Here is an 18,454-nt window from a genome sequence, read left to right on the forward strand (position 1 = left end):
TGGATCTTATGGTGAAACCAGTGCCGCATTTCGTGGCACGATCGAGGGCACGAAGGCTGGTGGTGGCGAGCCATGCTCGCCACCACCAGTCAGTGCGGATCAGGATTCGTTGAGGTACAGCTGCTCGACAGCGGCCGGGCTGAGCACACCCTGGTAGGTGTGGATGTCGTCGATGCCGCCGGTCAGCCAGCTACCGGTCACGCCGGCTTGAAGCTGCCGACCCAGCACGAACGAGCTGTTGGCCTGCCAAGGCTGCCAGGCAGCATTCATCGCGGTCGTGGCGACCTGGGTGCCGTCGACGTAGAGCGCCGCCTTGCGGTTGGCCACGTCCACGGTGAGCGCCAGGTGGTGCCACGACTTGTCCGGGTTGTCGGCGGGCACGCTCATCCAGGTCACGTTGGTGTCGTCGGTCGAGGTGGCGCTGGGGCGCATCTTCATCTTCCACACGCCGCCGTTCTCCGGGGCGTAGTAGAGGGCGAACGCCCCGTTGGTCGTGCCGTCCTGGGAGGCGAGGACCTGGTACTGGTCGAGTTTGGTGTCGCTGAGGGTGACCCAGCCGGCCACCGTGTACGACTGGTCGGTGCGCAGGACCGGGGTGTTCTGCCAGGTCGTCTGGTCGTAGCCGTTGACGCTGGTCGTGCCGGTCTTGTACGCCGAGCGGCCGTACTCGGTCGTCTGGTACGTCGTGCCGGTGGACTCGTCGAAAAACTCGGAATCCAAGGTCAGACCGTAAGCGGACGTCTCCGAGTGGCCGGGTCCGGTCATGGTCCCGTACGACAGGGCAAGCCGCCTGTCCCAACCGGTGACGGTGTCCGGGGCTTCGCAAGTGTCGACGGCGTCGGTCATGAAACAGCCCACGGCGGCCTCGAGGTCCCAGTTACCGACCTCGATCGGGCTCAGGAAGCCCGGCTCGGCGAAGCCCGCCGAGTCGGGATCGGCCTTGGTCTGGCCGGTGAAGTCGTCGTCGACCAGGACCCGGTCGAAGACCTGCACGTCGGCGATGGATCCGTTCCAGAAGTTGTGGGCGGCGCCGGAGGACATGGCCTGGCCGACGGTGAACCTGCCCGTCGCAGCCCAAGGGGTAGCCGTGCGGTCGGCTTCGGCCACCTTCTGCCCGTTGACGTACAGGCGGATCTTGGCCGAGTTCTTGTCGTAGACACCGGCCAGGTGGACCCACTTGCCCACATCCGATGAGGTGATCTGCACCGGCGAGATCGCCACCGCCGTGTTGCTCGACTGCGCCGAGGTGTCCTTCATGTTGAATGACCAGTACGGCACCAGCGGACTGCCCGAGTTACGCACCCCCAGGACGAACCCGCCCGCGTCCGTGCCATCCTGCCCGGCGACCTTCAGGTCAGCCGAGCCCGAGGGCAGGACCGCCAGCCGCACCCAGGCAGCGACACTGAACGAGTTCGTGGTGTCGATGACCGGCCCGGTCGTGACCGCCTGCGACGAGGAACCATTGAACGTAGCGGTCTGGCCGCCGACCATCCGCAGGTCGCTGGGCCAGGTCACGCTCGTCGCCGTCAGCGCCGTGTTCCCGCCGATGCCCGGCTGCTGGTCTGCCAGCGCGTCGGTGGTGTGGTCGGGGTAGGTCTCCAGGCTCCAGCGGGCGACCGGCGGCGTGGAGGCCCGGTCGACCATGAACTCGATCGCGTTGTCGCCCTGCACGAGGTTGGTGTCCAGGACCGCGACGTACAGCTTGTTGCGGCCAAAACTCGGCACGGTCACGGTCAGGGTCGCCGACTTCGGGTCGGTCGGGCTCGGCGCCAGGGCGGTGGAGGCGGTGCCCCAGCCCCACTTGAACGTCGAGGCGTTGCGGTTGGACGTCAGTAGGAACGTCGCCGGTTTGCCCGGGCTGTCATTGGTCGACGTGCGGGTCACGGTGATCGTCGGTTTGGTGACGTCGGCGGTGAACTGGCACCACGGCGACCACGCGCTCCCCTGCGAGTACGGAGCCTTGTCGGTCGTCTTGGCCCGCAGCGCATACGTCTTGCCCGTCACCACCGTCACCGCCGCGGTCGTCGCGGCGCTGTTAGGCGTCACCCCAGTCAGCGCGGGCGGTGCGGTCAATCGCGTCGGCGTGGTGTCGGTGACAGTGCCGATGCCGCCGACCGGGACCTCGATCCACTCGAACGTGCCGGTCAGGCTGTCGGAGGTGTCGGCGTCGGGGAAGGTGGCCGTGAACGCCGGGTTCAGCTTCGCGATCGTCAGCACGCCCGTCGCCGGGCACGCCACCCCGGCCACCTGCACGTTCGCCGGCACACCGGGCTTGCTGTCATAGTCCACGTACAGCTTTGCCTTGGTCGGGTCGAACCGCTTCCACCGCTGCTGGTCCGACTCCCCCGTACCGTCACTGGCACGGGCACTGAACCCAAACGTGATCGTATTCCAGTTGCTGTTGGCGGCCGTCTGCACCTGCGTCTTGACCGACGCGCCCTGGAAGTTCATGACCATGTCCGGATCGAGCGCACCGCAGCCGCCGTCCTCGTTGGCGTTGCCCGCCGCGTAGTCCAACGACGTCTGCAGCGTCATCTTCGACCAGGTCGCCTTCATCGTCGCGTCGATGGCCGGAGTCGCGTACATCCACGCGCCGGTCGGGCCGCACGAGTACGAGTGGTCCAGCAGCATCTCCACCCGGGCCGAGTAGATGTACTTGCCCTTCAGCGACACGCTGTTCGCGGTGGTCGAGAACTCGAAGAACGATCGGAAGATCGTGCCGGTGTCGGGGTTGATGCCCACCCGCGCCGACGTGTAGTCGGTGTTGCTGGTGTTGTTGTTGGTCGCGTAGGCCCACTTCTGCTTGGAGACCGACCACGCCGGATCCACAAAAATCGGGAATGACACAGCCGGGTTGTCCAGCATCGCCGAGTCGGGGCGCAGCACCAGCTCCCGCTGAGCGGTGACCTCGGCAGCAACGTCGGCCACCGATGCATACCCACCCGGTCCGACGGCACTGGAGTCGAGGTCGGTCTGCCTGACCATCACATCGCCCTCGACCGCGACGACGCCCCGGCCCGACAGCAGGTCGCCGCTGGCCGCCGAGCCCGAATCCCACATGCTCGCCGGTTCCGCACGCGCCAGCAGCATGCCACCCGCGACCGCAGCCAGTGAACCATCCGGACCAGCCGCGACCTGCGCGTCCCCGCCAAGCTTGAACCGGACCTCACGCACCGCCGGGTTCGCCGCGGCAGCCGCCGACTTCACCACCAGCACATGCGAGAAGCCCGCGGGCGTGGCCCGGACTACCAGGTCCACGTCCGGTAGCACTTCGGTGTAGGTCGCCGCGTCACCCGACAGCGACGGGGCAGGCAGCACACCGCCTGGCCATGACATTGTCATGGTCTTGCCCGCGCGCTTGAGGACTGTGAGCGGCCCCGTTCCACCGCCTGAAAACGCGACGTCAGTGACGGACACCGTTGGACGGACCATGCCGTCGGCCGATTCGATCAGGTCGAGGTTGACATCAGCCCAGCCGGCGCCACGACGCGCCCGCTGCGGCACTGGGGACGACTCGAATCGAAGCAGGCCCTCGGGCGTGGCTGAAACCTGTGAGAACTCCGTCCTGGACGAGTCGATCGGAACGGGCTTCCCACAGGCGGCGGCAGCTACCATCGCCTCCGCTTGGGAAAGGGCTGATGACACACAGGCGCCTGCGGCTGCTGCCGCCGTCGTAGAAGTAAGCAACGCGGCAGGCGTGACTAGCGCCGCCGCCACCAGAGCGGCCAACCGGGCCCGCAACATAGATCTCACAAAAATCCCCGAATAATGGTGGTGCCACGACATTGACTCCGCGGAACGCGGAACCAACGCGGCAAGCTACCCGTGCAGTCGCGGAGCAGTAAAGGCACGTAGAGTCACGGCCGCCCTCGTCCGACTGCACACAAATTCGAGAATACGAACTGGCAATATTTCCATCAGTCACAGTTTATAATTTCAATAGCTCGGATTTCTCCGCCCATATCACACCCGAACCTCGGGACCGCAACTTCCCCCTTTACCAGGACTTCGCTTGGCAGTATTGGTCAGCATGACTCACGTGTCGCCGACCATGCCTTCCACGCCCTCGGTCAGCCGCCGAGCGATGAGGCGAATCAGAACTACGGCGCCCCAACGCTTGAAATAGACAGGCATGGGTGACCCTAGGCGCACTCCATCAATGAAACTTGACGGTAAGATGCCACATAGATCATAAGCGGCGCCCTTGGCCGCACTAGTACTACAGCAGCGTTCTGCACTGTCGTGCCCGTCTCCGGAAGTACGCCGTTGGGGCGAATCGAGATCGGGAATACGACTCACGTCCAGCTCCGCTGCCGGTCGGCCTGTGGTGGCCGGGCCAGCCGCAGTTAGGAGCCTATCCCTTCCCGACCTGCGGTTTCACCACCTGCGACCCACGAAGAGGTCGGTCGACCTACCCTAGGTCTGGCGCCGCGAGCCGTACCTTGTCCGCCGACTCGTCATCCGGCTCCTGCTGCGACTGCCGTTCCGCCTGGACCCGCCGCCCGTACACCTCGATCTCCTCGGCGATCTCGTCCGGCGACCACCCCAGCACCCCGCCCATCAGCCGGGCCACCGTCTCCGACGCCTGCACCCCCCGCGACCACGTCTCGATAGACGCCCGCGTACGCCGAGCCAGCACGTCGTCCACATGCAGCGCCCCCTCATGCGACGCCGCATACACCGCCTCAGCGCCCAGATAGTCATCCGCCCCCGGCAACGGCTCCGCCAGCTCAGGGTCAGCGGCGATCAACGCCAGCAGCTCATGGATCATCGACCCGTACCGGTTCAGCAGATGCTGGATCCGCACCACATGCAGCCCCGACTCCTGCGCCAGCAGATGCCGCCGGTTCCACAGACCGCGATACCCGTCCGCCCCCACCAGCGGCACCTCATGCGTGATCGACTCCGGCACCTTCAGATCCAGCCCCCGCACCGCCTCGTCGACCGCGTCCTTCCCCATCACCCGATACGTCGTGTACTTCCCACCGGCGACCACGACCAGCCCAGGCACCGGATGCCCCACCAGATGCTCCCGCGACAGCTTGCTCGTCTCCTCCGACTCCCCCGCCAGCAGCGGCCGCAGCCCCGCGTACACCCCCTCCACGTCCTCCTGCGTCAGCTTCGTGACCAGCACGGAGTTCACGTGCGCAAGGAGATACCGGATGTCGCCGGCCGTGGCCGCCGGGTGCGCGAGGTCGAGATGCCAGTCCGTGTCGGTGGTCCCGATGATCCAGTGCCTCCCCCACGGTATGACGAACAGGACGCTCTTCTCCGTCCGCAGGATCAACCCCGTCCGCGACTGGATCCGGTCCCGCGGCACGAGCAGATGAATCCCCTTCGACGCCCGCACATGGAACTGCCCCCGGGTGTCGGCCATCTTCTGCGTCTCGTCGGTCCATACCCCCGTGGCATTGATGACCTGCTGCGCCCGGACGTCGTAAACCTCATCGGTGAGCTGGTCGCGCACCCGCGCCCCCACCACGCGCTCGCCCTCGCGCAGGAACTCGATGACCTTCGCCCGGTTGGCGACATGCGCCCCATAGGAGGCCGCGGTCCGCACGACCATCATGGTGTGCCGGGCGTCGTCGACCTGCCCGTCCCAGTACTGCACCGCCCCGACCAGCGAAGCCTTCTTCAGACACGGTGCCTCGCGCAGCGCCCGCCGGTGCGACAGGTGCTTGTGGTGCGGCACGCCGCGCCCGGTCCCGGTGGTCAGACCCATGGTGTCGTACAGCGTGACGCCCGCGCCCACATACGGCCGCTCCCACACCCGGTGCGTCAGCGGGTACAGGAACTTGACCGGCTTGACCAGGTGCGGGCAGATCCGCGTGAGCAGCAGCGCCCGCTCTTTCAACGCCTCGGCGACCAGCCGGAAGTCGAGCATCTCCAGGTAGCGCAGACCACCGTGGATGAGTTTGCTGGACCGGCTGGACGTGCCCGAGGCCCAGTCGCGGGCTTCGACGAGCCCGACCGACAGGCCGCGGGTGACGGCGTCCAGTGCGGCCCCGGCGCCGACGACGCCGCCGCCGATGACCAGGATGTCCAATTCCCGGGCCGACATGTCGGCCAGCGCCTGCCGGCGCGCCTGGGCGGACATGGCTGAAGCCTCCACGGCAGCCTCCCCCGCTGTGCTGTGTCTCCCCTATCGGGCTGTCACTCGACGTCGACCCAGTTCAGCGTCCGCTCCACCGCCTTCTTCCAGCCCTTGTAGCCGTCGGTGCGCTGCTGCTCGGTCCAGGTCGGGTCCCAGCGCTGGTCCTCGTGCCAGTGCTGGCGCAGCTCGTCGGTGTTCTTCCAGAACCCGACGGCGAGCCCGGCCGCGTACGCCGCGCCGAGCGCGGTCGTCTCGGCGACCACCGGCTTGCTGACCGGCACTCCCAGGATGTCAGCCTGTAGCTGCATGCACAGCTTGTTCGCCGTGATGCCGCCGTCGACCTTGAGGAAGTCGAGCTTGACGCCGGAGTCCTTCTCCATCGCCTCGACGACGTCGCGCGACTGGTAGCAGATGGCTTCCAGGGCGGCGCGGGCCAGGTGGGCGTTGGTGTTGAAGCGGGACAGCCCGACGATCGCGCCGCGGGCGTCGGAGCGCCAGTACGGTGCGAACAGGCCGGAGAACGCGGGCACGAAGTAGATGCCGCCGTTGTCGTCGACCTGGCGGGCCAGGGCTTCGCTCTGCCCGGCGCCGCTGATGATGCCGAGCTGGTCGCGCAGCCACTGGATGGCCGAGCCGGTGACGGCGATGGACCCTTCGAGGGCGTACACGGCGGGCTGGTCGCCGAACTGGTAGCAGACGGTCGTCAGCAGGCCGCTCCTGGACCGGACGAGTTCGGTGCCGGTGTTGAGCAGCATGAAGTTGCCGGTGCCGTAGGTGTTCTTGGCCTCGCCGGGGCTGAAGCACACCTGCCCGACGGTGGCGGCCTGCTGGTCGCCGAGGGAGGCAGGCAGCGCCACCTCGCCCGCCAACGGGCCGTTCATCCTGGTCCTGCCGTAGAGGCTCGGGTCGGACGACGGGCGGATCTGCGGCAGCATCTGGCGCGGTACGCCGAAGAAGCCGAGCAGCTCGTCGTCCCAGTCGAGGGTCTCCAGGTTCATCAGCATGGTGCGGCTGGCGTTGGTGACGTCGGTGATGTGCACGCCGCCGTCGACGCCGCCGGTGAGGTTCCACAGCACCCAGGTGTCGGTGTTGCCGAACAGGGCGTCGCCGTTCTCGGCGGCTTCGCGTACGCCGCCGACGTTCTCCAGGATCCACTGGATCTTGCCGCCGGAGAAGTAGGTCGCGGGCGGCAGCCCGGCCTTGGCCCGGATGACGTCGCCGCGGCCGTCGCGGTCGAGCGCGGAGGCGATGCGGTCGGTGCGGGTGTCCTGCCAGACGATCGCGTTGTAGAACGGGCGCCCGGTCTTGCGGTTCCACACCACCGTGGTCTCGCGCTGGTTGGTGATGCCCAGCGCGGCGAGGTCGGAGGCCTGGATCTTCTGCTGCGCCATGGCCGTCTTGATCACCGCGCTGGTGCGCTCCCAGATCTCGACCGGGTTGTGCTCGACCCAGCCGGCCTGCGGCAGGTACTGCTTGTGTTCGAGCTGGTGCTTGCCGACCTCGTTGCCACCGTGGTCGAAGATCATGAAGCGGGTGCTGGTCGTGCCCTGGTCCACCGCACCGACGAAGTCAGCCATCTCGCGCGTCCTCTCCACAACGGTCCGGGTCGATCATTTCACTTATCCGGCTCGTTTTTGCCCTCGCTTTCGCCTTCCGAGGTAACCGGCGGGGAGCTCGTGGCGTCCAGCGCCACGGTTCCGGTCGGGGTGCCCTCGACCGCGGCCTCCGGCGTCAGGTGCCGTCCGATCAGCAGGTGGTACAGCCACGCGCCCAGCAGTCCGCCGATGAACGGGCCGAGGATGGGCACCCAGAAGTAGAGGTGCCCGTACTGGTCTCTGAAGGCGGTGTCGTAACCCGTCAGGTAGGAGGCGACCCGGGGCCCGAGGTCGCGGGCCGGGTTGATCGCGTATCCGGCGGCGGTGCCCCAGGCCATGCCGATCGCGACCACCAGCAGGCCGATGACGAACGGGGCGAGGTTGGCCAGCGGCGGCAGGTTGAGCACGTCGGTCAGCGCCAGGATCAGGAACAGCAGGATGGCCGTGCCGATGATCTGGTCGCGGAAGGCGCCCCAGGTGCCGATCGGCAGCGAGCCGTTGCCGGGCAGGGTGGAGAAGACCCCCTGCGTCTTGATGGTGTGGTCGGGGTCGACCTTGTTCAGCACCTCGCTGTAGTTCCACCGTACGATCAGCGCCGCGACGAACGCCCCGAGCAGTTGCGCCACCCAGTACGGCACGACCTTGCGCCAGGGGAATCCTTTGAATGCCGCCAGCGCCAGGGTGACCGCCGGGTTGAGGTGCGCGCCGCTGATGCGCGCCGCGGTGTAGACGCCGAGCGTCACGCCCAGACCCCACGCCCAGGCGATGCTGTCGTGGTCGCCGAGTCCACCGGCGACGACCTGGGCCACCACACCGACGCCGAACAGGATCAGGATCATGGTGCCGGCGAACTCGGCGCTCATCTCGCGCCAGATGCAACTGGTCTTCGATTCCGCCATGGCTGTTTCGGCCCCCTCTGCGGGTGCCTGCGAGCGAAGCGAGGCCGGGCGGGACGTCCGCCGGGTCGGCATCGGGTCGCCGCCGACCACCGCGTCTATGGCGATCTCGTTCCGGTGTTACCCGATCGGCGTAACCACGTTCCAGCGTAGAGCGGTCTGATTCGGTCGCTGCCGGATATGACGGGCCGCATGCTGATCAGGACCTAATGCGGCATTTATCCGCCCGGGGCGTGGCCGGGCGGCGTCAGCCGTGGCCGGACGGCGTCAGCGTCGTGTCACGAACCGCCGCCCGCACCTCGTCCAGCGCCGTCGGCGCCGCCGACAGGATCCGGCACCCGGCCGCCAGCAGCGCCGGGACCACCGCCGGGTCCCCGGCGGCGTCCCCGCACACCGACACGTCCCGGCCGTGCCGCGCCCCCGCCGCGACCACCCGCGCGATCGCGTCCAGCACCGGCGGCTCGGCGGCACGGGCCGGGGTCAGCGCCGGGTCGCGCCGGTCCAGGCCCAGCAGCGCGGCGGTGAGGTCGTTGCTGCCGATGGACAGGAAGTCGGCCGCCGCGGCGATGGCGTCGATGTCGCGTACGGCCTGCGGCAGCTCGATCATCGCCCCCAGCGGCGGCACCCCGGCCCCGTGCTCACCCGCGACCTCGACCAGCAGCTCGCGGCACCGGACCAGCTCGTCGGCGGACGCCACCATCGGCACCATGATCTTCAGCCGGGTGTCGGCACCGGTGTCCAGGATCGCCGCCAGCTGGTCGGCGAACGCGACCGGGTGCGCCAGCAGCAGTTGCAGGCCCCGGTGCGCCAGCGCCGCCGCCGCCAAGAACGGCGGCAGCTTGTCCGGCGCGAAGTCCAGCACCCGTACGGTCGCCGTCCGTCCCGCCAGCGCCGCCAGCACCGGCCGCAGCGCCGCCACGTGCTCGGCCCGGGTGGGCCACCGGGCCGCCTGGAGGAACGGCAGCTCGGTGCGGATCAGTCCCGCCCCGGCCGCGCCCGCCGCGAGCCCCGCCTCGGCGTCGGCGGCCGTCGACACGTTGACCAGCAGCGTCACCGGCTGCCCGTCGGCGGTGACGGCGGGCCGGTCCCGCTGCCCCGCCAGCCGCCGGCGCCGCTGCCGCGCCGACTCGGCCGCCGCCAGCGCCGCCGCCAGCACCGCCGCCCCGGGCCGTACGGTCAGGACGCCCGCGCCGCCGTCGAGCACCGCCTCAGCACCCTCGTCGGCGGCGGGCAGGTCCACCCCGAACAGCAGCGGCACGCCCAGCGCCCGCGCCACGATCGCGACGTGCGCGTTCGGGCCGCCCCGCGACGACACCCCGCCCAGCACGTCGGCCTGCGGGTCGAGCAGGTCGTCGGCGCCCAGCTCGGCGGCGGCCAGCAGCACCGGCCCGTCCGGCAGCGCCCGCGCCCCGCCGCGCAGCTCCTGCACCACCCGCTGCCCGACCAGCCGGACGTCGGCGGCGCGCGCGGCCAGGGTCGGGTCGTCCAGCCGCGCCAGCAGCTCCGCGTACTGGGCGGCAGCCTCCACCACGGCCCGGTCGGCACGCTCGCCCGCCGCACACTCGGCCGCCGCGGCCGCCCGCAGGTCCGGGTCGTCGGCGATCAGCGCGACCGCCTCCAGGATGTCGGCGGCCTGCCCGGCCTCACCGACCCCCGGCCGCGCCGCCCCGTCGCCCTCGGCGGCGGCGCGGATGGCCGCCGCGCGGTCACGCAGCCCGGCCGCGACAGCGTCGAACGCCGCCCGCAGCTTGTCCGGCCCGGCCACGTCCGGCGCGTCCACGCCCGGCGCGGCGGGCGCCAGCAGGTGCAGCCGCCCGACCGCCACCCCGGCCGCGCCGGGAGTGCCGGTGTAGACGGTGCCGTCGCCGGTCATGGCCGGGCGGAGACGGTCTCGGCCAGCGCCTGGAAGATCAACCAGGTCGAGGTCGCCCCCGGGTCCTGGTGCCCCACGCTGCGCTCGCCCAGGTAGGAGGCACGGCCGCGCCGCGCCTGCAACGGGATGGTGTCACGCATGCCCTGCTGGGCCGCGTCGGCGGCCGCCCGCGCGGCCGCGGCCAGGCCGCCGTCGCGGTCGCCGGAGTGCGCCTGCGCGGCCAGCTCGAACGCGTCCACCGCCGGGGCGTACGCATCCACGATGGTCTTGTCGCCCGGCGCCGCCCCGCCCAGCTTGCACACCGCGTCCAGTCCGGCCCGCAGGCCCTGGGCCAGCTCGGCGGTGTCGGCGTCGCCCTCCTCCGGCAGGGCCTTGCCCAGCGCCCGCAGCGCGCTGCCGAACAGCGGCCCGGACGCCCCGCCGACCCGCGACACCAGGGTCGACCCGGCCAGCGTGAACACCCCGCGCACCCCGTCGGCCGGCGCCGCGGCCAGCGCCTGGCGCACCGCGGTGAAGCCCCGGTTCATGTTGACGCCGTGGTCGGAGTCCCCGATCGCGGCGTCGAGCCGGGTCAGCTGCTCCGCCTGGGCCGCGATCACGTCGGCGACCGCGTACAGCCAGGCCCGCGCCTGGGAGGCGTCCACTCATACCCCCCAGCGCAGCGCCGGGGTGCGCACCGGCGCGTCCCACAGCTGGAGCAGCTGCGGGTCGGCCCGGCACACCGTCAGCGACATGCCCGCCATGTCGAGGCTGGTCACGTAGTTGCCGACCAGGTTGCGCGCGATGCGCACCCCGGCCGACTCCAGCATCCCGGCGACCTCGCCGTAGAGCAGGTACAGCTCGATCAGCGGGGTGCCGCCCAGGCCGTTCATCAGCACGATCACGTCCTCGCCCGCCGACACCGGCTTGGCCGCCATGATCGCCTCCAGCGACATGGCCGCGATGTCGCGCGCCGGGCGCAGCTTCTCGCGCCGCCGCCCCGGCTCGCCGTGGATGCCGACCCCGACCTCCATCTCGTCCTCGGGCAGGTCGAACCCCGGCCGCCCCGCCGACGGGGTCGTGCAGGCCGTCAGCGCGATCGCGAACGACCCGCTGGCCTCGTTGACCCGCGTGCCGACCTCGGCCACCGCCACCGCGCTCGCACCGGTCTCGGCCAGCGCCCCGGCGATCTTCTCGACCAGCATCGTGGCGCCGGTGCCGCGCCGCCCGGCGGTCCAGGTGGAGTCCTCCACCGCCACGTCGTCGTTGACCAGGATCGTCTGCACGTCGATGCCCTCGTCGCCGGCCATCTCGGCCGCGAGCTGGAAGTTCATCACGTCGCCGGTGTAGTTCTTCACGATGTGGACCACGCCCGCACCGCCGTCGACGGCCTTGCTCGCCGCGAGGATCTGGTCGGGCACCGGCGAGGTGAACACCTCCCCCGGGCAGGCCGCGTCGAGCATGCCCAGGCCGACGAACCCGGCGTGCATCGGTTCGTGCCCGGACCCGCCGCCGGAGACCAGCCCGACCTTGCCCGCGAGCGGGGCCCCGGCGCGGACCACGTACTGCCCGTCGAGGTCGACCCGCAGGTCGGGGTGGGCGGCGGCCAGGCCGACCAGCGCCTCCCGGACGACCGCGTCGGGATGGTTGATGAACTTCTTCACGACGGAGCTCCCTTCCCGGTCGGCCCGTACGCGCCACGGGACACCATGTCAATCTTGCCCCGGTTCCGCCCGGTCTGCGCGGCGTAGCATGCGCATCATGACCAGCACTGTGAGCATCGTGCTCATCTCCCACAGCGCGCTGCTGGTGGCGGGCGTACGGGAACTGCTGCGCCAGGTCGCCGGGGACGGCGTGGGCGTCTACACCGCCGGGGGCACCGAGGACGGCGGCCTGGGCACCGGCTACAACCTGGTGCGCACCGCGATCGACGACGCCGACGACGCGCTCGGGGTGGTGATCATCCCGGATCTGGGCAGCTCGGTGCTGACCGCCCGCGCGGTGCTCGACGACGAGCCGCGCGACAAGGTGGTGCTGGTCGACGCGCCGTTCGTGGAGGGCGCCCTGGCCGCCGCGGTCATCGCCGCCACCGGCGCCGATCTGGACACCGTGGTCGCCGCGGCACGGGAGGCCTGGGATGCCCGAAAGCTGTGAGGCCGAGCTCGTGCTGCCCGCCCACCTGCACGCCCGGCCCGCCGGGCGGGTGGTCGCGGCGGCGGCCCGCTTCGGCGCCGACGTCGAGATCATCTTCGCCGGGCGTACGGCCCCCGCCCGCGGCGTGCTCGCCCTCATGGCCCTGGGCGCCACCGCCGGCCAGACCGTCACCGTCCGCGCCACCGGCGACGACGCCCCCGCCGCCCTGACGGCGGTCCTCGACGCCCTCACGGCGGAGTGACCCCGCACCCCGCCGCCACCGCGAGCCTCGCGCGGTGCGTGCGTGCGGTGCGTGCGGTGCGTGCAGTTTCGGGGAAAGTGCACGAATCTTGGACACGATTCCAGCACTTTCCCCGAAACTGCACCGAACGACGGCGCGGAGGGGTCAGGAGGCGGGGCGGGCGGCTTCCAGGCCGGCGACGATCGCCTCCAGCTGGGGGCGCTTCTCGGCCGGGGCGACGAAGCCGACGAACGGGCCGCCGTCGAAGGCCAGGGTCACCGAGACCAGCTGCTCGCGCTCCTTGCTGAACATCTTCACCCGCCGGTCGATGTCCTGCCAGGTCGCGCCGCGGAACGACGACGCCGGGACCCGGGTCTTGGACTGCCCGCCGTGCAGCTTCTCGAACCACTCGCCGTCGAGCACCAGGCGCTCATTGGACTGCCCATCCACGATCAACATCGGCGCAGCGTAGCCAGACCGTCAGCGCCGTGCCATCGACCGGTCGGCGCGAGCTGCGCACCGTCCAGGGCGGACGTGACGGCACGGTGGGCCGCTGCGGCCGCCCACCGTGCCCGTCCGCATCAGACGGAGAAGATCAGCGCGGTGCCCGCCAGGGCCACGTAGCCGGACTGGCACAGGGCCCGCGAGCTGCCGAGGATGCCGACCTTCGGGCCGTACGCGTAGTACACCGATCCGCCGCCGCCGGTCGGGGTGCACTTGGTGCGGGCCTGCATGCTGAAGCTCGACGGGTACCCGGTGCAGCCGTAGGCGGTGTACGAGCGGCCCGAGTCGCCGTACGAGCCGGAGCAGCCCGCCGCGTGCGCGGGGGCCTGCATCGCGAGGACCGGCAGCGCGGCCACGGCGACCATCGCGGACAGCTGCACCAGTGTCTTGAATCTGCGCATGAACTTCCTCCTGCTTGAAGGCATGCCCGCCCGCCGGTGCGGACGCCGCGCCGATCGCGGCGACGCCACCGTACGCAGAGATCCATCCATGCGGGTACATGGTCCTGCACTCTGGGATAGCGCTCTCCCATGATCGCCTTATGTCCGGGCCGACCCCCGGAAAAGCGGCAGCGCCGCCGGCAGGCCGTGAGGCCCGCCGGCGGCGCCGACCGGTGGTGCGGTGGGACTAGTTCACGGTGATGGTGAACGTGGTGGTCGTGTTCTTGATGTTCTGGAAGTTGTTGCTGAAGGTCAGGTTGTTGAACGTCGCGGAGCCGATGGCCGGCCCCTGACCCGTTTCCGGCAGTTCGTTGGCCCAGATGCCGACGCCGGACTTCGCGTCGTACGCGTCACCGCTCTTCACCGCGCCGCTGATGCGGACGTTGGTGAAGATGGTGTCGGTCACCGGCTTCTGCTCCGGGTACTTGCTCTGGAACATGATGCCCGAGTACGTCGGGTCGATGATGTCCACATCGGTCACCCGGATGCCCTGGAAGGTGTGGGTGGCCGCGAAGACCCAGATGGCGGGGAACGTCTGGTTGCCCCAGAAGTGGCCACCTGCCCGGACCAGCGAGATGTTCTCGAACTTCGTCGGCGGGTTGCCGAACCCGACGAACGGGTAGCCGAAGTCCAGCGAGGAGATCGTGATACCCGCGTACGTCAGCATGTCCGCGATGTACAGGTTGCGGAACGTGTTGTCGTAGCCGCCGTAGACCGCCAGACCCGCCGCGCGCCAGGTCAGCGTCGCCGAGAGGTTCTCGAAGACGTTGCCGTGGTCACCGACCGAGCCGCCGCTGTCGGTGGCGGAGAACAGCGCGAACGCGTCGTCGCCGTTGCCCCGGCCCTCGACGTTGGTGACGAGGTTGTTGGTGGAGTCGTTGGTCAGGTTGATGCCGTCGGCGAAGGTGTCGCGGATGCGGCTGTTCTTCACGGTCCAGCCGCTGATGTTGACGCCCCAGAAACCGCAGACGGTGTGCTCGACCCAGACGCTGTCGAAGGTCAGGTTGTTGACCGACTTCAGCTCGCCCCACACCTTGCCCGGACCGTCCTGGCGGATGGTGTAGTTGCCGAAGAACGCGAGGTTGTCGAACGTGGAACCGTTCGCGCTGCTCTCGACCCGGAAGCCCGCGTCGGTGTTCTCCTGCGTGGTCGGGGTCTCGAAGCGGGTGTACCACATGCCCGCACCGGTGATCCGGACCGGCTTGCCGTAGACCGAGAGCTTCTGGGCGGTGGTGTACGTGCCGGCCGGCAGGTACACACCCGTCCAGGTGCCCGTGGTGTCCATGCGGACCGCGTCGAGCGCGTCCTGCACGTTCTGGTGGGTGAAACCGGTCGGCACCTTGAAGTGGGCCGGGTCCGGGTTCGCCTTCGGCGACACCTTCTCCAGGTTGATGAAGTCGATCGCGAACGTACCGGAGTTCGCCGCGTCCTTCTGGAGCTTGATCGTGCTACCGGCCGGGATGGTGCTGTCCAGCAGGATGTTGGCCTCGTCGTACAGGTGGCGGGCCGGACCCGCGCCGGGCGAGTTGCTCGGTGCGGCCTCGGCGCCGTACAGCCACGAGTGCTTGGAGGTCAGCGTGATCGCCTTGTGGAAGACGCCGTTGACGTAGATGTTCAGCGTCGACGTGGTGCCCGTGCCGCCCGCGTTGTCCGGGATGGAGAACCGGGTGACCAGCGCGTTGGCGTCGGCCTTGGTGGTCCACTGCACGTAGGAGCCGTTGGTGTTCAGCGTGACGGCCTTGCGGCCGGACGCCTCACCGCCGAGGTCGCCGATCGTGCGGTTCGGGCCTACCACGCCCGCGCCGCCGCCGGTGGTGCCGTCCTCGGCCTCGTACATGTCGTAGCCCAGGTTGGCGCCGCGGCCCACGAAGAAGCCCTGCGTGCTGGTGTTGTTGCCCTGCTTGACCGGCAGCTCGTTACCGTCGACCGCGATGACCGTGGTGACGTTGTACTTGCCGTTGACGGCCGTCCAGGTGCCCAGGCTCACCGGGGACGTGGTCGCCCCGGCGTTGATGACCCCGGTGTACGACCCAGTCTTGGTGGTGATGGTCGCGCCGGTGGCGGCGTCCTTCACCGTCAGGGTGATGCCGTGCGCGCCGGAGGCCGAGGCCATGACGCCCTGGTTCTTGATCGACACCGAGAAGGTGACGGTGTTGCCCGCCGACGGGTTGCTCGGGCTGAACGCCACCGCGGCGGCGACCAGGTCCGAGGTCTGCACCGGCGCCACCACCAGGTTGGTGGGGTTGGTGAAGCTGTTGTTGGTCTCGCTCTGCTCGATGACCGCGTTCGACTCGTCGACCTTGGCGGTCAGCGCGTACGTGCCCGCGTTCTGCGTGCCGATGCTCACCGAGACGTTGGACTGCGCGCCCGCGGCCAGCGAAGCGACGCTCGCCGTGCCCACCTTGGTCGTGCCGAGGTAGAAGTTGACGTCGGTCGCGCCCGCGGTGGCGGTGCCGTTGTTCTTCACGGTCGCCGTGGCGGTGATGGTGTCGGTCTCGATCGGCGAGGCCGGGCTCCAGGTCGCCGCGGTGACGGTGAGGTCCGGGTTCGGCGCCGGGGTGCCGATGACCTGGAACTCGGCCACCTGGCCGCCGGGGGCGCCGGAGTTGCCGGTGAACTGGAGCCGGACGTCGGCGTAGTTACCGGACGCCGGGATGGTGACCGTGTTGCCGGACGCCGGGTTGAAGCTGTACGTCTGCGCCGACACGACGTTGACGAACGAGCTGGAGTTCTGGTCACGGCCCAGGACCTGGATGGTCTGGGTACGCGCACCCCACGCGGCGTCGGGGTTGAGCTTCACCACGACCGAGCTGAGGGTCACGTTCGAACCCAGCTGCACGGTGAGCTGGTTCGGGGAGGTGCTCCCCTCCCAGTACGTGGTCAGGTCGCCGTCGACGGCCAGCTCCGGGGCATACACCCAGGTGTGGCCGTTGTCGGTGACCGGCTTGCCCAGCGCCTGGTTGGTGCCGCCGGTGCCGGTGCCGGTGCGGGTCACCGTGTTGCTCATCGGCGAGATGTTGCCGGCAGCGTCCCGGGCCCGCACGAAGTAGCTGACCGTGGCGGTGTCGGGCTGGCTGTCGGTGTAGGTCAGCACGTTGCCGGCCACGGTGGCCCGCAGCGAGCTGTTGGCGTAGATGTCGTAGTTCGTCACGCCCACGTTGTCGACCGACGCGGTCCAGGTCAGCTTGATCTGACCCGAGGCGGGCGAGGTGTAGGCGAGGCTGCCCGGCGCGGTCGGCGCGACCTGGTCACCGGTCTGGCCGGTGCGGGTCACCGTGTTGCTGTTGCCCGACTGGTTGCCGGCGGCGTCGCGGGCCCGCACGTAGTAGCTGACGGTCTCGCTGTCGGAACGCGCGTCGGTGTAGGTCAGCGTCGTGCCGCTGACGCTGGTCAGCAGCGCGTTGTTGGCGAAGACGTCGTACGCGGTGACGCCCACGTTGTCGGTGGAGGCGTTCCACGTCAGCTTGATCTGGCCCTGGGCCGGCTGGGTGTAGGCCAGGCTGCCCGGGGTGGACGGGGCCACCGTGTCACCGGTCGTCGGTCCGTAGACCTCGAACTCGGAGATCTGCGCGGCGGGCCACGCCGAGTTCGAGGTGACCCACAGCCGCACGTAGCGGACGGTCGCGGCCGAGAAGTTGATCGTCACCGTGTTCGCCGACGGAGCGAAGCTGTACACCGTCGAGGCGACCAGGTCGGCGAAGCTCGACCCGTCCGTGGAGCCCTGCACCGTGATCGTCTGGGTACGAGCGCCCCAGCCGGTCGGCACCTTCGCCACGACCTTGTTCACGCTGACAGCCGAGCCGAGGTCGACGCGCACCCACTGCGGGAACGCGTTGTTCGTGCTCTCCCAGTAGGTGCCCTGGTTGCCGTCGACCGTGTTGCCCGAGCCGTAGACGTCGGCGTGGCCGCTCTCGGTCGTCGCCTTGCCCTGGGCCAGGTTGCCCGAGCCGTTGCCGGTGCCGGCGCCGTAGACCTCGAGTTCGGACAGCTGCGCCGCCGCCCAGGTGGTGTTGGCGGTGATGTTGACCCGCACGTACCGCTGGCTGGAGGCGGTGAAGTTGAGCGTCACCGTGTTGGCGCTACCGGGGCTGAACGTGTACCCGGCGGAGTTGATCAGCGTCGACCAGGTCGAGCCGTTGGTCGAGCCCTGCACCGACAGCGTCTGGGTGCGCTGCTCCCAGCTCGCCGGCAGCTTCAGCACCACCTGGTCGATGCTGGTGGCGGCCCCCAGGTCGATCTGGGCCCACTGGGGGAACGTGTTGTTCGTGCCCTCCCAGTAGCTGCCCTGGTTGCCGTCGTTGAGGTTGCCGGTGACGAAGCCGTTGTTGGTGCTGCTCGCGCTCGCGGTCTTACCGAGCGACAGATTCGGACCGCCTGCCGCATGCGCTGTCAGCGCCGGGGCGCCGAAGACCATGAGGCTGGTCGCCACCAGGCCGGCGAGCAGCCGCAGGCTGCGGTTCTTCGTGGTTTGCATTGCACTCCTCCCTGCACATTCCGTTCCTATGGGGTGCAACCGCCAAGGCCGTGCGGGGCACCGTCGGGACGCGACGGTGCACACCGGAGCCCAGGCGGCGACTCGACCGGAGCGGGGTCGCGTCACCTGCGCTTTCGCGCGGGGGACGCGGCGGTCGAGGAGGCACCAGGACAGGAGCCGTGTTACCGGCCCGAGTCATCGGTGTTTCTGGCTGTGGTAGCAAAA

General features: G+C 69.8%; 12 protein-coding genes. 2 read left to right on the forward strand and 10 right to left on the reverse strand.

The window, feature by feature from the left end; genetic code table 11:
* Positions 1-99: 99 nt before the first annotated feature.
* The 7 genes from Cs7R123_RS28180 to dhaK form a co-directional block, all read right to left on the reverse strand.
* Positions 100-3,786 (reverse strand): LamG domain-containing protein, encoded by a 3,687-nt coding sequence (locus Cs7R123_RS28180; protein WP_244872194.1) that lies wholly within the window; start codon positions 3,784-3,786, stop codon positions 100-102.
* Between the two features lie 625 nt (positions 3,787-4,411).
* Positions 4,412-6,112: a glycerol-3-phosphate dehydrogenase/oxidase gene (locus Cs7R123_RS28185; RefSeq protein ID WP_212830837.1), complete on the reverse strand. Its 1,701-nt coding sequence runs from the start codon at positions 6,110-6,112 to the stop codon at positions 4,412-4,414.
* Positions 6,113-6,153: 41 nt separating this feature from the next.
* The gene (gene glpK / locus Cs7R123_RS28190) at positions 6,154-7,671 is read right to left on the reverse strand and encodes a glycerol kinase GlpK (protein WP_212830839.1); all 1,518 of its coding nucleotides are present in this window, start codon (positions 7,669-7,671) and stop codon (positions 6,154-6,156) included.
* A gap of 38 nt (positions 7,672-7,709) precedes the next feature.
* Positions 7,710-8,588, reverse strand: a complete 879-nt coding sequence (locus Cs7R123_RS28195; RefSeq protein ID WP_212830841.1) for an MIP/aquaporin family protein — start codon at positions 8,586-8,588, stop codon at positions 7,710-7,712.
* 244 nt (positions 8,589-8,832) lie between these two features.
* The gene (locus Cs7R123_RS40870) at positions 8,833-10,458 is read right to left on the reverse strand and encodes a putative PEP-binding protein (protein WP_212830843.1); all 1,626 of its coding nucleotides are present in this window, start codon (positions 10,456-10,458) and stop codon (positions 8,833-8,835) included.
* Positions 10,455-11,102, reverse strand: coding sequence for a dihydroxyacetone kinase subunit DhaL (gene dhaL / locus Cs7R123_RS28205; RefSeq protein WP_212830845.1), 648 nt, complete (start codon positions 11,100-11,102; stop codon positions 10,455-10,457). Before dhaL ends, Cs7R123_RS40870 begins: the two co-directional genes overlap by 4 nt.
* Complete coding sequence (dhaK, locus tag Cs7R123_RS28210; protein WP_212830847.1) at positions 11,103-12,101, reverse strand: dihydroxyacetone kinase subunit DhaK; 999 nt, start codon at positions 12,099-12,101, stop codon at positions 11,103-11,105. It abuts the gene before it with no gap.
* Positions 12,102-12,198: 97 nt separating this feature from the next.
* Between dhaK and dhaM the strand changes: the two genes are divergently transcribed.
* On the forward strand, positions 12,199-12,591 hold the full coding sequence (dhaM, locus tag Cs7R123_RS28215) for a dihydroxyacetone kinase phosphoryl donor subunit DhaM (RefSeq protein ID WP_212830849.1): 393 nt from the start codon (positions 12,199-12,201) through the stop codon (positions 12,589-12,591).
* Positions 12,575-12,832: an HPr family phosphocarrier protein gene (locus tag Cs7R123_RS28220; protein ID WP_212830852.1), complete on the forward strand. Its 258-nt coding sequence runs from the start codon at positions 12,575-12,577 to the stop codon at positions 12,830-12,832. Before dhaM ends, Cs7R123_RS28220 begins: the two co-directional genes overlap by 17 nt.
* A gap of 144 nt (positions 12,833-12,976) precedes the next feature.
* Here Cs7R123_RS28220 and Cs7R123_RS28225 read toward each other — a convergent pair whose 3' ends face one another.
* The 3 genes from Cs7R123_RS28225 to Cs7R123_RS28235 all read right to left on the reverse strand — a co-directional run bounded on the left by Cs7R123_RS28225 (position 12,977) and on the right by Cs7R123_RS28235 (position 18,229).
* Positions 12,977-13,270 (reverse strand): hypothetical protein, encoded by a 294-nt coding sequence (locus Cs7R123_RS28225; protein WP_212830854.1) that lies wholly within the window; start codon positions 13,268-13,270, stop codon positions 12,977-12,979.
* Positions 13,271-13,392: 122 nt separating this feature from the next.
* Complete coding sequence (locus Cs7R123_RS28230) at positions 13,393-13,716, reverse strand: hypothetical protein (protein WP_212830856.1); 324 nt, start codon at positions 13,714-13,716, stop codon at positions 13,393-13,395.
* 226 nt (positions 13,717-13,942) lie between these two features.
* A complete protein-coding gene (locus Cs7R123_RS28235) occupies positions 13,943-18,229 on the reverse strand; it encodes a discoidin domain-containing protein (protein ID WP_212830858.1) in 4,287 nt (1,428 codons plus the stop codon).
* Positions 18,230-18,454 lie beyond the last annotated feature (225 nt).

This window comes from Catellatospora sp. TT07R-123, assembly GCF_018327705.1.
Classification (GTDB): Bacteria; Actinomycetota; Actinomycetes; order Mycobacteriales; family Micromonosporaceae; genus Catellatospora.

Coding starts and splice junctions, on each gene's coding strand:
- Cs7R123_RS40870 (WP_212830843.1), bottom strand. CDS start 10,458: ATGACCGGCGACGGCACCGTCTACACCGGCACTCCCGGCGCGGCCGGG.
- dhaM (WP_212830849.1), top strand. CDS start 12,199: ATGACCAGCACTGTGAGCATCGTGCTCATCTCCCACAGCGCGCTGCTG.
- Cs7R123_RS28220 (WP_212830852.1), top strand. CDS start 12,575: ATGCCCGAAAGCTGTGAGGCCGAGCTCGTGCTGCCCGCCCACCTGCAC.
- glpK (WP_212830839.1), bottom strand. CDS start 7,671: ATGGCTGACTTCGTCGGTGCGGTGGACCAGGGCACGACCAGCACCCGC.
- Cs7R123_RS28235 (WP_212830858.1), bottom strand. CDS start 18,229: ATGCAAACCACGAAGAACCGCAGCCTGCGGCTGCTCGCCGGCCTGGTG.
- Cs7R123_RS28230 (WP_212830856.1), bottom strand. CDS start 13,716: ATGCGCAGATTCAAGACACTGGTGCAGCTGTCCGCGATGGTCGCCGTG.
- Cs7R123_RS28180 (WP_244872194.1), bottom strand. CDS start 3,786: ATGTCGTGGCACCACCATTATTCGGGGATTTTTGTGAGATCTATGTTG.
- Cs7R123_RS28195 (WP_212830841.1), bottom strand. CDS start 8,588: ATGGCGGAATCGAAGACCAGTTGCATCTGGCGCGAGATGAGCGCCGAG.
- Cs7R123_RS28225 (WP_212830854.1), bottom strand. CDS start 13,270: ATGTTGATCGTGGATGGGCAGTCCAATGAGCGCCTGGTGCTCGACGGC.